Source organism: Candidatus Lariskella endosymbiont of Epinotia ramella (assembly GCF_964019805.1).
Lineage (GTDB): Bacteria > Pseudomonadota > Alphaproteobacteria > Rickettsiales > Midichloriaceae > Lariskella.
Window position 1 is genome coordinate 961,606 of sequence record NZ_OZ026472.1, and the last position, 15,705, is coordinate 977,310.

The 15,705-nt window shown below is 35.1% G+C and carries 12 protein-coding genes; 2 read left to right on the forward strand and 10 right to left on the reverse strand.

Translation table 11 applies throughout. The features are described 5' to 3' along the window. The first annotated feature begins 421 nt into the window (after nt 1-421). Nucleotides 422-3,088: a preprotein translocase subunit SecA gene (gene secA, locus AACL20_RS04135; protein ID WP_339051768.1), complete on the forward strand. Its 2,667-nt coding sequence runs from the start codon at nt 422-424 to the stop codon at nt 3,086-3,088. A 384-nt stretch (nt 3,089-3,472) separates the two neighbouring features. Here secA and AACL20_RS04140 read toward each other — a convergent pair whose 3' ends face one another. Beyond that, complete coding sequence (locus tag AACL20_RS04140) at nt 3,473-4,318, reverse strand: hypothetical protein (protein WP_339051769.1); 846 nt, start codon at nt 4,316-4,318, stop codon at nt 3,473-3,475. 969 nt (nt 4,319-5,287) lie between these two features. Between AACL20_RS04140 and AACL20_RS04145 the strand changes: the two genes are divergently transcribed. Beyond that, nucleotides 5,288-6,073, forward strand: coding sequence for an ABC transporter substrate-binding protein (locus tag AACL20_RS04145; protein WP_339051770.1), 786 nt, complete (start codon nt 5,288-5,290; stop codon nt 6,071-6,073). A 240-nt stretch (nt 6,074-6,313) separates the two neighbouring features. Here the strand turns inward: AACL20_RS04145 and AACL20_RS04150 are convergent, their stop codons facing one another. The 9 genes from AACL20_RS04150 to AACL20_RS04190 form a co-directional block, all read right to left on the reverse strand. After that, nucleotides 6,314-7,138, reverse strand: a complete 825-nt coding sequence (locus AACL20_RS04150; RefSeq protein WP_339051771.1) for a hypothetical protein — start codon at nt 7,136-7,138, stop codon at nt 6,314-6,316. Between the two features lie 56 nt (nt 7,139-7,194). Continuing rightward, nucleotides 7,195-7,362, reverse strand: a complete 168-nt coding sequence (locus tag AACL20_RS04155) for a hypothetical protein (RefSeq protein WP_339051772.1) — start codon at nt 7,360-7,362, stop codon at nt 7,195-7,197. 48 nt (nt 7,363-7,410) lie between these two features. After that, nucleotides 7,411-7,794: a hypothetical protein gene (locus AACL20_RS04160; RefSeq protein WP_339051773.1), complete on the reverse strand. Its 384-nt coding sequence runs from the start codon at nt 7,792-7,794 to the stop codon at nt 7,411-7,413. 136 nt (nt 7,795-7,930) lie between these two features. Next, nucleotides 7,931-8,314, reverse strand: coding sequence for a hypothetical protein (locus AACL20_RS04165; RefSeq protein WP_339051774.1), 384 nt, complete (start codon nt 8,312-8,314; stop codon nt 7,931-7,933). Nucleotides 8,315-8,450: 136 nt separating this feature from the next. Continuing rightward, a complete protein-coding gene (locus tag AACL20_RS04170) occupies nt 8,451-8,834 on the reverse strand; it encodes a hypothetical protein (RefSeq protein ID WP_339051775.1) in 384 nt (127 codons plus the stop codon). Nucleotides 8,835-8,970: 136 nt separating this feature from the next. Next, complete coding sequence (locus tag AACL20_RS04175; protein WP_339051776.1) at nt 8,971-9,354, reverse strand: hypothetical protein; 384 nt, start codon at nt 9,352-9,354, stop codon at nt 8,971-8,973. 526 nt (nt 9,355-9,880) lie between these two features. Next, nucleotides 9,881-10,765 (reverse strand): tol-pal system protein YbgF, encoded by an 885-nt coding sequence (gene ybgF, locus AACL20_RS04180; protein ID WP_339051777.1) that lies wholly within the window; start codon nt 10,763-10,765, stop codon nt 9,881-9,883. Between the two features lie 214 nt (nt 10,766-10,979). Continuing rightward, nucleotides 10,980-13,559 (reverse strand): leucine--tRNA ligase, encoded by a 2,580-nt coding sequence (gene leuS / locus AACL20_RS04185; RefSeq protein WP_339052674.1) that lies wholly within the window; start codon nt 13,557-13,559, stop codon nt 10,980-10,982. A gap of 394 nt (nt 13,560-13,953) precedes the next feature. Further along, a complete protein-coding gene (locus AACL20_RS04190; RefSeq protein ID WP_339051778.1) occupies nt 13,954-15,705 on the reverse strand; it encodes an aminopeptidase P family protein in 1,752 nt (583 codons plus the stop codon).

Here is a 15,705-nt window from a genome sequence, read left to right on the forward strand (position 1 = left end):
TTTGGAACTCTTGCTTTTTATTAGCTATAAAAATAAAAGTGGTACACTCACGCGAATTTTAACTTAACTTTCAATAAATCAGTAGTATAATTGTGCATGCAAATGTTCAAGTCTTTGCAATATAAGTACTGTTTATTGCAGTTTCAATGCATAGTTTAACATGTATTGAATGCTATGCTGAAAGTTCTAAGATAATGCAATTAACTTACCTGGTATTAATCTTTTCAAATTGATCATCAACTGATTAGACAGACTAAGTACCAATCCATATTTGTCACATATCCTGCATTTAGGATGATATATCAAAGATGATAGTTTTTGAGTATTGCTTTTTTCAACCACTCAAATATATGAGATAAGTTTTTATTTTATGTCAGCGCGCTATTTATCAGAGGTTTAATTTAAAGAATTAGGTGATTTAATGTTTTCATACTTGTTAAGGAAAGTTTTTGGGTCTGCGAATGATAGGATTATTAAATCTACAAATAAAATAGTAAAGAGTATTAATGTACTGGAAGAAACATTCACTACTATGAGTGATTCTGAACTTAAGAGCTATACCAATGTCCTAAAGCAAAAGCTAAAAGAAGGTTGCTCTCTTGACTCCATATTACCACAAGCATTTGCACAAATCAGAGAAGCATCAAGAAGAGTGCTAAGCATGAGACATTTCGATGTGCAAATAATAGGCGGCATTGTGATGCATTATGGCAAAATAGCCGAGATGAGAACTGGTGAAGGAAAAACATTGGTTGCAACATTACCTGCATATTTGAATGCACTTACAGGAGATGGTGTTCATATAGTCACAGTGAACGATTATCTTGCAAAACGTGACGCAACACTAATGGGACAATTGTTCAGTTTTTTAGGTATTACCGTTGGTTGTCTAACAAATGACATGGATGAATTTGAAAAGAAAAATGCTTATAAAGCAGATATAACATATGGCACTAACAATGAATTTGGATTTGATTACTTGCGCGATAATCTAAAACATGATCTTGAACAAATTGTACAACGTAAGTTTAACTATGCAATCATAGATGAAGTAGATAGCATACTGATAGATGAAGCAAGGACTCCTTTGATAATATCTGGTCCTGCCGAGAATAATGCCAGTTTGTATTATAAAATCAATGATGTAGTTAAGCTCCTTCCAAAAGAATGTTATGAAGTAGATGAAAAAGGGAAATCAGTATTTTTAACAGATAATGGGCATGAACATATAGAGGGCATATTACAACAAAAAGGTATAATACAAAGCGGCTCTAGCCTTTATGATTATGATAATATGTCTGTTGTACATTACATAAATCAGGCTCTTAAAGCTCATCACACATTCCGCAAAGATGTAGATTACATAGTAAAGGAAGGCAAGGTGATGATAATAGATGAGTTTGTAGGTCGTATTATGGAAGGTAGGAGATATTCAGAGGGCCTGCATCAAGCAATAGAAGCAAAAGAAAACGTACAAATACAAAATGAAAATCAGACTCTTGCATCAATAACTTTCCAGAACTATTTTCGCCTTTATCCAAAGCTTGCTGGTATGACTGGAACAGCTGTAACAGAAGCCAATGAATTTGCCGATATCTATAAGCTTGATGTAGTGGAAATTCCGACTCATATGCCAATTGCTAGAAAAGATGAAGATGATGAAATATATCAAACTGCTAAAATGAAATACGAAGCGATTTTAAAAGAGATAAAATCTTCTTATGAAATCGGACAGCCTGTACTAGTTGGAACGGTTAGTATAGAAAAGTCAGAGTATTTGTCTTCTATGCTAAAGAAGGCGAAAATTCCTCACTCTGTCTTAAACGCTAGATATCATCAAAAGGAAGCTGAGATAATAGCACAAGCTGGACGTTTGAAATCTGTCACTATAGCAACAAATATGGCTGGCAGAGGAACTGACATAATGCTTGGTGGCAATCCTTCAATGTTATTTTCTCAAGAGATTGAAAATAGAAAAGGTGAACTCAGCCAAGAGGAATCTGAAGCTTTAAAACAAAAAATTGCCTCTGAAGTATCTGAAAATAGAGAGAAAGTGCTGAGTGCTGGTGGACTATATGTGATAGGAACGGAAAGGCATGAATCAAGACGAATAGATAATCAGCTACGCGGAAGATCTGGAAGACAAGGAGACAATGGACGAACCAAATTTTATTTGTCACTCGAAGACGATTTAATGAGGCTTTTTGGTTCGGATAAAATGGGCAGTATGCTCACAAAACTCGGACTAAAAGAGGATGAAGCTATATTTCATCCATGGATTAGCAAAGCGCTTCAAAAAGCTCAACAAAAAGTGGAAACTCGCAATTACGATATCAGAAAGAACTTACTTAAGTTCGATGACGTCATGAATGAACAAAGAAAAGTTATATATGGCCAGAGGATGCATATACTAACCTCTACCAGGCTTTTTGATGAGATTGAGGTTATTAGCAGTGAGCTAAATAAGCATATATTTAGAAAGTATATAACGGGCAAAAATATACGTGATGAATGGGATATCAACTCTTTAGAAATGGAATTAACAAGAATTTATGACTTGCATTTTCAATTGAGTGATATGGTTGCCATTGAAAATCCAAGTGAAGCTGCAATACTCAAAGCAATCAATCTACGTGCATTGCAACACATCTCTGAAAAATTACGGATATATGGTGAAGATTTAATTCAAGAAGCTTTAAAGCGAATATACCTCATATCATTAGACCATCTCTGGAAAGAACATTTACATACCCTTGATCATATGAGAGCTGGCACTAATCTTCTTGCATATGCAAATAAAGACCCGCTAAATGAGTATAAAATAGAGGCGTTTAAATTATTTAAACAAATGTTACATGATCTAGATGAATTGGTTACTCAACGCATTTCTAGGCTAGTGATCACACATGATTTGGATAGTGGTCAAAGTGAAGCACATGGAACATCTGGCACTATCACAAAAAGAACAGATAACCTTCGCTATAATAGAATAGATGATATAGTTATAGATGGTAAAATAGGGCGTAATGAGCAATGTCCATGCAATTCTGGAAAGAAGTTTAAACATTGTCACGGGTCAATACAATAGTCGGTTTATCCGCCAAAAATTGCTACACAAATAAATTTTTGTGGAGAAGTTAAATGTACAAAAATTAGCCCAGGGCTCAGTCCTGTGCTAATTTTTGTATATATTATTACTCATCTGCTCTCATAAAATCCGTAAGGTTTTCGCGTTTATTATAACATTTTCTTACGGATTTAAAGCGCTATTTTGACACTCGTGGCAGCATTTCATGCGCACTTTCGAGTTTTGGTGCGCGTATGAGTTATGACGCAAGGCAGCCAATTGTTATCTTATCTCTATATAAAGAACTCCCTCCAATTTAAATTAGAGCACTAGTATAATAAACCTTCAAATGAAATACACCAAACAAATAATGTTTGGTGCCTTTCCAATCTCTTAGATGAATTATTACCTGGAATGTCCTACGTCTCTTTGCGCACTTTGTTCTTTTCCTAATGAAGATTCTTGTGCATTTGGCACATCTATATTACTTCCATTGGCTTGAATACCATGCGCAGTCATAATCTGTACAGCTTCTTTTGCAACAGCTTCACTTATCTCACCAGAAACACCACGTTCTAAAGCTTGCGGTTGCAATACACCAAAAGCAGATTGTGCTTGCTGTGTTGCTTCCTGCATTGGTTCTATCACTTTATTCACATGTTGTACAAGTTGGCTTTTTACCTCTTCTCTAGAATACTTTCTATTAAAATCGTCAATAGAAGCATCTAGATCTTTATATGTATTTCTAACATTTTCTTCAACTTTATCCAGCATATTATCTATATTTTTATCGCATTGTTCTGCAAGTGCCTTTAACGGCGCCGCAAAAGCCCCAAGCTTTCCTAAAAACTCAATCGCTTTGTCAGTAGTAAAATCTAGACCTTGTTTTATCGGTTGTATTATATATGTTACTATTAGTTCTGATATACCTTTAGTAATTGATTCTATCAGCTTGTCAACAGTTTCATTTCTTAAAACTTTACTCATCATCTCTCCAACAGACTTTGCGCTAATTTTTCCACCAGACGCTCTTTCAACCAGCTCTGGAATTTCATCTAGCCCTTCATCAAAAAGTTTTTCAAGCTCACCCTCAAATAACATCTCAACGCCTTCTATAGCAACAGCTGCTATCTTCCCCTCTGGACCACCAACCGTTGAGAGCACAACTTGCAGTCCATCTACACCTTCTTTGACTAGTGCACCTAAGCTGTTATCATCACCTTGATTGACAATGGTAGTAGAATCAGACATTTTTCACCTCATTTCACTAATTAAGATAAAACATATGCTACATGTGATATCTACATGTAGCAACCCTCAGTTGAGGGCATGCAATACATGGTAGCGAAATGTATTATTAAGCACAACTTAAAAAGTGGATAGCGCTTTTTAGCTGTTTATCAACAAATATTACTTGTAAATAACTGATGAGGTGTGCAAATTTAATATTAATAAGTAGAGAACCTTGATATATGAAATATTGCAAAAATATATAGCACTGCTTTCATAAGTATAACTCCTCAAATAACAGCATATAGTAGCTGCGTATTTTTTAGAAAATTTAAGGTGAGATTTGAGTGCACTATACTATAGCTAAAGCACCAAAGAGCGTGCTTAATTTTTAACAGAAGACGAAGCTAAAGTGTTCTGTTATTTGAGTAAGTTGGTTATAATATGGAAAATCAGGCAAAAGGAGTCTGCATAATCACCTTGCTGGCAGTGCTATAGCAACAAATTTTATAATCACATAAAATTGCTAAACATAAAAATTTGGTATCCACAAGCAATAGCAAAACTATTTTCACCATATTTCAGCGATCAACTTTTTTGAATGAGTCACAGAACCTATTCACTGAATTAAAATCTGAGTGATATAACACAAAAAATAATAATCACTATTTTTATTTAGCACACATAACGTATTAAAGTTTATATATGTGCACAATATTTCACTTATATTTTTGTATCTTAACATAAGTTCCTGTCATATTCGTGATTTCTTAATATTTATATAATACTCTTTAAATAATTAATTACTATGTTATTGTGAAAGTAAAGATTGCTATAACTTAAAATTTAGATCTTACATAATGAAATAAATGTAGTACACAATAGTGCATAATATTTTTGCAATAAAAGTGCAGCTATCATTGCATATTTTAAAAATCTTTTTATGATATGGTATAAGAATTGCTATTCATATATTTTAGGAATTTATTTATGGCTTTGCAAAATTTATTGAAGTATATCATTGTATTCCCTATAGTTGTTATTTTAGTTGCATGTAGTGACAACGAGGAGTTTAGTAAAAAACTAGTTGTTGGTGTTGCACCAGATTATCCTCCATTTGAATTTATAAAAAATGGTGAGATTGTAGGATTCGATATAGATCTCGCTTCGGAAATTGCGAAAAGCTTAGATAAGAAGCTTGAAGTAAAAGAAATAGCCTTTGAAGATCTAATCGCAGCACTAAGAGGCGGAAATATAGAAGTTATAATATCTGCAATGACCCCAACAAAAGCTAGAGCAGACAGTGTCGATTTTTCAAATTTATATCACAGAAGCAGTGATATGAGCTTGCTTTTCAAGCCTAACAAAAAAGCAATACATAGCTCTTCCAACTTGGAAGGACTGATAATAGGAGTACAATCCAGCAGCTTGGGTGAAAAGTTGTTGAATGAAAACGAAGAAAATATGCAATTTGAGATTTTGCCGCTCAGAGACAATAATCAACTGATAGAACATCTTAAAAATGGCAAAATAGATGCTGTATTGCTAGAAACTATGCAAGCTAAAGTTTTCAAAGACTATAACAAGGAACTTGAATACATAAAAATTGATAGTATGCCTATAGTACAATTACCTGATAATATAAGGGGCTTTGCTATAGCTCTTAAGAAAAAATCTGACCTACTTCCTGAAGTAAATGCAATTCTTGAACAGCTTGCAGCATCTGGAAAGCTTAAAGCTCTAGAGGAAAAATGGCTTGAAGGTTACATGGATTAATACTATTTTCTATATCTTTTTAGCTAATTTTTGAAGATTTTTGAATATATAACTTGTCCTATACCTAGCAAATGCTACTTTGGGTACTGCCGAGAAAATCCATAAGGTTTTTGCAATTTTGCCACTCTTGCTACTGGATTTCCGGTGCATAAGTAGTTGCTTGCAGGCCAAGATAAATTCTGTATTCCTTAGAGTTATGACAGTGGGACTTAATAGTAATACTGCACGTTAGATATAGTATTAATTTCTGCCGATCTCATTTAACCCTTCAAAACTACAAATCGAATCTATTTGCTCATGAAAAGGTGATAATTTGTCGTCTCTAAATGAAGATAATGTATCACATTGCTTTGCAATGGTCGTTAAGTAATCAGGATCATAAAAATTGTTATCTCGTATATCGAAACGTGAAATTCCCTGCACAGGTTGCCCCATTGCATTGGTACCCTTCCACAGATATTCAATTGAATAAGTATCTAACTTTTGTATCTCCCAGTTACAAGTCTTACAAAAGGTTTTCATATTAAATTCTTTACAATGATCATATTGCTTATTAAAACATTCAATGGCAGTATTACAATAATATTTAGCGCCAATAGGAGAAGACCCATACATCATATACTTGTAAGATTTACCTGTATTTAAGACAAGACCTAGATTTAAATCCTTCATTAATTGATCAAACTTTACATTTTCTCCTGCTAAATAGTGCTTGCTTTTATTAAAACTAAACTGCTCCAGCCTCTCTTTACTTTGCTTAATAAAATTACCTAAGCCACTTGAATTATTAGAAATCTTATTTTGCATTTCTTTAAGGGTGTCTATAGCACTAAGAACAAATTTATCTACATTTGTATGATCTAGACTCCCATCTATACCAGGCGCCCATAGATCCTTTTTCTCCAGCTCAGGCTTTAAATCAATATTGGCAGCTTTGGCCAATAAATTTGCAGCCGTATTGCTATTTTGAACATGGCAAATCGAATTAGGACATCCCGGTATCGGAAGTTTATAGTCATAATTACCTGAATTAATCTGCCGGCCAATCTCCCACATCTTCTCCATCTTGCTCTGGATTTCTTCATCTGTTCCGGTGATTGTGTAGACTTTTACCCTGTTTCTTATATGACTTTGAGATCGCCTGTAAGCATTCCGGTACCTGTCTCCGGTCCTGCTCTTAATATTTTTTCATGACCTTGACTATCAGTACTTAAAATATAGAGATGCTGCGCCAAATCAAAGGTATTTTCTACTGGCCTTGCAAAAAATTCAATAGTTGATGATTTCATAATTCATTCTAATTAACATATTGTGAAAAAATATTATAATGTATAATATTATGTAGCTAGTTTTTGGGCCTTTGCTCCGCCAACATGTAATAACTTATAATTTTTATCCCCCATAACTGATATTATATATACTCCAAGTGGATCAAAACTAATCCAATCACTGTTATATTTGCACCAATAGATTATATCATATTCCTTCATATCACTTGGCAGACCTTCTTCACCTGATATATCGTCACACTTTGCGCCAGATTGCTCAAATAGCTTCATCATTTCCCTCATATCAGAACCAAGCGGAAATTTCTTCTGTAGATCTGCATCAAATTGATCACTATCTTTATAGCGCTCGAATTGAATAGGCCGAGTATCTAGAAGCTCTTTAGCATATAAATACAGGAAAAAAACAGCTATGGCTATTAAAAACTTTTTCATTATTCAATCTTTAATAAATAGTTGAGAAGAACGCCGTGGTAATAAGTGGCCGGATGCTTAAGAAACTTTGTTATATTCTGTTTTTGTGCAGCAAGAGATAAAATTGCTTTAATAAGTTGTTAAAAATATCATAATATTATGTAACTAGTTTTGGGGTCTTCGCTCCGCCAACATACAATAACTTATAATTTTTATCCCCCATAAACCATATTGCATATCCTCCAAGGGGATCAAAACTAATCCAATCACTGCTATATTTGCAGCGGTAGATTATATCATATTTCTTCATAGAATTTGGCATATCTTCTTCACCTGATCTATCCTTACACTTTGCGCCAGATTGCTCAAATAATTTCATCATTTCCCTCATATCAGAACCAAGCGGAAATTTCTTCTGTAGATCTGCATCAAATTCTTTACCATCTTTATAGCGCTCGAATTGAATAGGCCGAGTATCTAGAAGCTCTTTAGCATATAAATACAAGAAAAAAACAGCTATAGCTATTAAAAACTTTTTCATTATTCAATCTTTAATAAATAGTTGAGAAGAACGCCGTGGTAATAAGTGGCCGGATGCTTAAGAAACTTTGTTATATTCTGTTTTTGTGCAGCAAGAGATAAAATTGCTTTAATAAGTTGTTAAAAATATTATAATATTATGTAACTAGTTTTGGAGTTTTTGCTCCACCAATATACAATAATTTATAATTTTTATCCCCCATAATCCATATTATATATCCTCCAAGAGGATCAAAACTAAGCCAATCACTGCTATATTTGCACCAATAAACTAACCCATATTTTTCTACCTCTTCTTTCAACTGCTCTTCACCCGATCTATCTTCACACTTTGCGCCAGATTGCTCAAATAATTTCATCATTTCCCTCATATCAGAACCAAGCGGAAATTTCTTTTGTAGATCTGCATCAAATTGATCACTATCTTTATAGCGTTCGAATTGAATAGGCCGAGTATCTAGAAGCTCTTTAGCATATAAATACAAGAAAAAAACAGCTATGAATATTAAAAATTTCTTCATTATTCAATCTTTAATAAATAGTTGAGTAGAGCGCCGTGGTAATAAGTGGCCATGCGCTTAAGAAGCTTTATTATATTCTGTTTTTATGCAGCAAGAGATAAAATTGCTTTAATAAGTTGTTAAAAGTATCATAATATTATGTCACAAGTGCTGTAGTTTTCACTCCACCAATATACAATAACTTATAATTTTGATCACCCATAAACCATATTTGATATACTCCAAGAGGATCAAAACTAAGTAAATCACTGTTATATTTGCACCAATATACTAGGCCATATTTTTCTACCTCCTTTTGCAACTGCTCTTCACCCGATCTATCTTCACACTTTGCGCCAGATTGCTCAAATAATTTCATCATTTCCCTCATATCTGAACCAAGAGGAAATTTCTTCTGTAGATCTGCATCAAATTGATCACTATCTTTATAGCGCTCGAATTGAATAGGTCGAGTATCTAAAAGCTCTTTAGCATATAAATACAAGAAAAAAACAGCTATGAATATTAAAAACTTTTTCATTATTCAATCTTGAATAAATAGTTGAATAGAGCGCCGTGGTAATAAGTGGCCATGCGCTTAAGAAACTTTATTACATTCTGTTTGATGCGACAATATGCGAGATTGCTTTGATAAGTTGATGTTCTGATGCTTTTTTTGCTGTGCAACCAAATCCTCTCTAGAGAGTCCAGTTGCATTCTCAATTATGCTAATATCTAGTCTGCGTTAAAAATTGATTTACGACATAAATAAATTTTTGCGGAGAAGTTAAACGTGCAAAAATTAGCTCTTAGATCTGTCCTCTGCTAATTTTTGGATATATTCATTGCTCCTGCGCCTAAAAACACTACTTTCACAAAATCCGTAAGTTTTTTGCACTGACTTATAACATCTTCTTACGGATTGAAAGCGCTATTTTGACGCTTCAAGCACCATTTTATGCGCACTTTCGACGCGTACTAGACAATACAAGAAAGCCTGCTCTTCCTTACATCTCTTGCGCCACAAGTTTCCACGTTTTCACTTTCATCTATAAACAACTATGTTATTATTTCACACAACTTATTTCGTTCATTACCTTATCTACTTGTCTTTTTAAAGAAGGTTGAAGCTTAGGAAATTCTTTTGACATCTTTGTTAATGTAGAACAAGCTTCTTGGCGCTTATCTAATTTGATTAACATTTCTCCAAGTCTCAGTAGATTATCAGCAGCTCTATTCCCAGTTGGGTTAGATTGATATCCTTTCAGGTATTCAACAGCTGCTTGATCATATGACCTGTGAACAGCATAGATTTCGCCAAGCCAATACCTGGCAGCACCAACAATTGTACTTCTTGGATATTTTTTGATAAATGCTTCAAAAGCTTCTTGGGCTTTTGTGTAATTTTTACTCTTTAAATATCCATATGCAATTCTAAATTCATCTTCAACGCTGTTTGCAGGAATCTCACTTGGATCATCTAATCGTACAGTAGGATTTTCTTGATTTTTCGGAGAATATACTTCTTCGAGTTCTGATTCCATATCGCGAACCATATTCTGAGCTTCTTTTTGCTCTTTGATTGGCTGCTCTATATTGCTAATACGCTGCTCAAAATCAGAGGAAATTTGCGTAATCCTTTCATTTATTCTTGCTATATCTTGCTGCAACTTCTCCATATCATTGTGAATACTCTTCAGATGTTCATTAATTTCATCAACATTCGCTACTTCAGCTGAATGCGTACTTTCACCACCTTTTACGGTATTTGCCTCTGTACTTAGGTTGTAAGTATACTTTTGCAACATGTTAAGAGACTTTTCAAGTGTCTCAATCCTTGCAGCAATATGCGCATTATTACCAGTAGAAACAGTAGCGCCTATATGAGTCGGGTCCTGTATATTCTGTGCCGCTAAAGACTTATCACTGTTTAACGCTATATAAATAAACACGGATAAAGGAAACAATGCAGAAAACATCAAGCATCTAGATACAAAATAATCCAACCAACGGAGAGGTTTAGAGGCTAAGTTTACGCAGAATGATCTTAAAAACACAGTGCTGTGAGATTCCATCTTAGTGTACTTCTAGTAAATCAATGGTTAGAAAAAGCCCGATATAAAAAGCAAAATAGCTATGGAAGAAAAACGCGTTTTATAAGATAGACTAATTTTTATAAACTACATTCAATATCTTATTTTCTACGTATATCACTTTTTGTACAGACTTGCCAATCAGGGTATGCTTTACATTATCAATAGCAAATACTTTTTTTTCAACCTCTGATTGGGGGGTACCCCTAAAAATTTCTAAGATGGCTTTTGTTTTTCCATTCAATTGTATGGCTATATTGACAAAATCATCTTCCAGATACTTTTCATCTGCCTTCGGCCAATCAGATTTAGCAAGCGCGCATACGAATCCACTAATGCTCCAAAGCTCTTCTGTGATATGAGGAATTATTGGATTTAAAAGTCTGATTATAATCAACAGCGCTTCTGTTTTTAAATGAGCTGAGACCTTATGCTCTAAGGCGGCATTAAATAATTCTCTGCAAAGTGCTATTACTTTATGAAAGCCATGGCTGGAAAATTCACGTGTCACATCATGGATTGTTCTATGTATTATTCTCATTAGCTTATCATCATCTGGTTTTCCATCTGAAGAATCACTCTCTACATTCTCCAAAGTACTGACAACTTGTTTATAAAGCTTATTTAAGAATCTGCTTGCACCTTCAATGCCAGTGTCACTCCACTCTATGTCTCTATCTGGCGGCGAATCGGAAAGTAGGAAAAGTCTAGCTGTATCTGCCCCATATTTTTCAACTATATAGTCTGGCTCTACCACATTACATTTGGATTTGCTCATTTTCTCGATTCTTCCAACATTCACACGCTCTCCCGTTGATTTAGAAAACACTTCTTTCCCATTTTTAGTAATGTCTGAAGGGTATAGCCAATTACCATTTGAGTCTTTATATGTCTCGTGGTTGATCATCCCTTGAGTCAGAAGACTAGAGAATGGCTCTGTAAACTTAAAATAACCCATTTTGCTTAGAGCTCTTGTAAAGAACCTTGCGTAAAGCAAATGCATCACAGCATGCTCTATTCCACCGATATATTGATCAACAGGCATCCAATAATCCACAGCTTCTTTATCTATCGGTTCTTTGAAATGAGGTGAGCAATAGCGCATAAAATACCATGATGAATCTACAAAAGTGTCAAAGGTATCTGTTTCGCGCTCTGCAGGCCCAGAACACATATGACACTTTGTAAATCTCCATGTTTTGTGACTTGCAAGCGGATTGCCTTGCATGCCAAGCACTGCATCATCAGGCAGCAAAACAGGAAGTGCTTCTTTAGGCAAAGGCAGCACTCCGCATGACTTACAATAAATTACCGGAATCGGACAGCCCCAATATCTTTGCCTAGAAATTCCCCAATCTCTTAGCCTATAGTTTGTGCATTTTTTACCAGTTTTTTCCTCTTCTAATCTAGAGGTAACAAGTATCTTCGCATCATGTGATTTAAGACCGTTTAAAAAAGTTGAATTTGTAAGAGTTCCAGGGCCTGTATAAGGTTCTTTTTCAAAATTCCAACTCTGTCCTGCTGGGCTATCTATATCTGGCAATATAACTGGCCTAACAGGAAGATTATACTTTTTGGCAAAAAGAAAATCTCTCATGTCATGCGCTGGACAGCCGAAAACTGCGCCAGCTCCATAGTGCATTACAACAAAATTTGCAGCATAAACTGGCAGCTCTATTGTACTATCAAGTGGATGCAAAACCCGAAGTCCAGTGTCAAAACCTATCTTTTCAGCTGTTTCAATTGTTGCTTCATTTACAGCAGACTTTTTGCATTCCTCGATAAAATCTTCCAGAGCAGAGGATTGATTTAAAGATTCAATGATTGGATGGTTATATGCAACTGCTAAAAATGACGCGCCAAAGATAGTATCTGGTCTTGTAGTAAACACCTCTATTGTAGAGTCGTTTTTTCCAAGAATGCTGAAGTGAATTTTCGCACCCTCTGATTTCTCTATCCAGCGTTCTTGCATTGTACGTACTTTTTCTGGCCATCCTTCTAAATTTTTTAGCCCATCAAGTAAATCATCAGCAAATTCAGTGATTTTTAAAAACCATTGTTTTAAGGACCTTTGTTCGACTGCTGCGCCGGATCTCCAGCCTTTTCCGTCTATCACTTGCTCATTTGCAAGGACTGTTTGATCAACAGGATCCCAGTTTACTACAGATTCTTTCTGGTATACTAGTCCGCTTTTATAAAAATCTAAGAATAGTTCCTGCTCATGCAGGTAATACTCTGGCTGGCAGGTTGCGATCTCTCTGCTCCAATCATACGAGAAACCCAACTTCTTCAGTTGGCTTTTCATGAATGCTATATTTTCAAGGGTCCACTTTTTTGGAGGAATGTTATTTTGTATAGCAGCATTCTCAGCTGGAAGACCAAACGCATCCCACCCCATAGTATAAAGCACATTAAAGCCTTCAGCTCTTTTGAATCTAGCAATGGCATCCCCTATCGTATAATTGCGCAGGTGTCCCATATGTATACGCCCGGATGGGTATGGTAACATTTCCAGCACATAATACTTCTGCTTTGTTTTATCTATTGATGCATAAAATATCTCATTCTTCTGCCAGTAGGATCGCCACTTTTCTTCAATGACGCTGGGTTCGTATGATTGATCTTTGCTAAATGCAATGTTTTGTGGCAGCATTCTAAGCCCGCCACTTTTTGGAGAATCGGATTGCAAGAAGCTTTCGCATGACTTCTGGTCTTGCGCTACACTTTTAGTTATTTCTACTGTTTTCTGTGTATGTTTTGAAAATTTATCATTTTTATCGCTGGTATCAAAAACAGACATAAACATCTCATATTAATTATTCTTATGGCATTATAATGTGAGTTAAAAATTATTTATAATTTATAACTCAAGGCAAAATATACAAAAATTAGCTTTGGAAGCGGCCCGTCTCTAATTGTTAAAATACAATTTTATGATGCTGGCAGCGCTTAGCCTATAGGCATACTGTTAATCGGCAACTAGCGTTATTATATTGCAAAAAGCAGAGCAAAAGTCTGTTTATTTGCATGATTTTTGTATCTCTATCTCATAGATCTATAAGCAATCCACTAAAATATTTTTTTGCTTGGTCGCTAATGAATGGTCCAATCAAATTGTAAACAGTCTTGTTATAGTTCTGCAGCCATTCCTTCTCATATTGCTCAAGCATACTAAAATCAACCAAATCGTATGCAATAGGTACTGCTGTTAAATTTTGGAATTCAAGATATCCAGTGTGTTTTGATGGAATAACAAGCAACATGTTCTCTATCCTTATACCATATTCTCCATCCTTATAAAACCCTGGTTCGTTAGATAAAACCATACCAGCTTGAAGTGCTACATCAATCTTTTTTCCAGAACTTATGGATTGCGGCCCCTCATGTACAGATAGAAAGTGCCCTACTCCATGCCCAGTGCCATGTCTATAATTGCACCCGTGCTGCCAAAGATCAAAGCGCGCTAGACTATCCAGCTGACTACCCCTGGTATTTTCTGGAAATACTGCTCTTGCAAGCCTGATATGTCCTTTTAGCACAAGTGTAAACATTACTTTATGTTCATCCTGCGGCTTTCCTATGCATATTGTACGCGTAACATCTGTTGTTCCAAAATAGTATTGTCCACCAGAATCCACTAAATACAATCCACTTTCCTCTATGATGCTGGAATTCTCAAGACTTGGTTTATAGTGTACGATAGCAGCATTTTTCCCATATGCAGATATTGTTTCAAAGCTTGGATATAAAAACTCCTTATTCTGGGCTCTGAATTCCAATAATTTTTGCGAAGCTTCAAATTCGCTAATGCCAGGATTGGAGCTAATCCAAGCAAGAAATTCTGTAACTGCGATTCCTTCATACAAATGAGCTTTTTTAAAGCCATCTATTTCTACTTCATTTTTTACAGCTTTCATCAACTGTATAGGATCTTCTTTAATGATGCATTTGTTTGTATTTTGTAAAAACCACGATGCTGCATCGCTAGGATCCAGCTGAATCTTTGCTCCAGATTCAAGTAGCTTGCTAAACTCAGACTTAATCTGACTTATATGTAATATTGTCAGATTATCCACAAAAATTGGCAGAAGCGCTAATTTAGCCTTCGTAATGTCATCCACGAAGAGTGTAAGTGTATTCTCTTTGGTCCCAAGAAGTAGGTAAGCAAGTGGAAATGGAGTATACGGCACTGCATTCCCCCTTATATTTAGAAGCCAACAAATTGAATCAAGCCTTGTGACGAATATATAGTCTAAACTCGTTTCAACCTTTGCCGTTAGCTTATTTAGTTTATCTAAATGGCTTTCTCCTGCATATTCTATGCCAAATACAGTGATATCGCTATTTTCTTGAATATTTTCGTTACTTCCTGCACATCTTATAATATCTACTAGATTAGTATCAATCCTTTTCATTGAGAAATTATAGCGACTCGCAAGTGTTTCATAATATTTGAGATTATCGACTGTGTGAAGCATAGGGTCATACCCAAGAGAGCCACCATTTAATACATCTCCTATAATCTTGCAAGCACCTGGTTTATACATATCAAGTATTTCACAGTACTGGCCTATTTCTTCCTTTGCCTGCAATAAATACCTTCCATCCGTAAAAAAGATGTTGGTATCTTTGGAAATTATGAGAACCCCATTTGAATATGAGAATCCAGTAATCCAAAGTAGTCTATTGAGTTTTTGCGGCGGATATTCATTTTGAAACTCATCAGAGGAAGGGATGACATATGCATCAATTGCATATTTTGAGTAAAGCGATCTTAGATGTTCTATATGTTTTTGCAT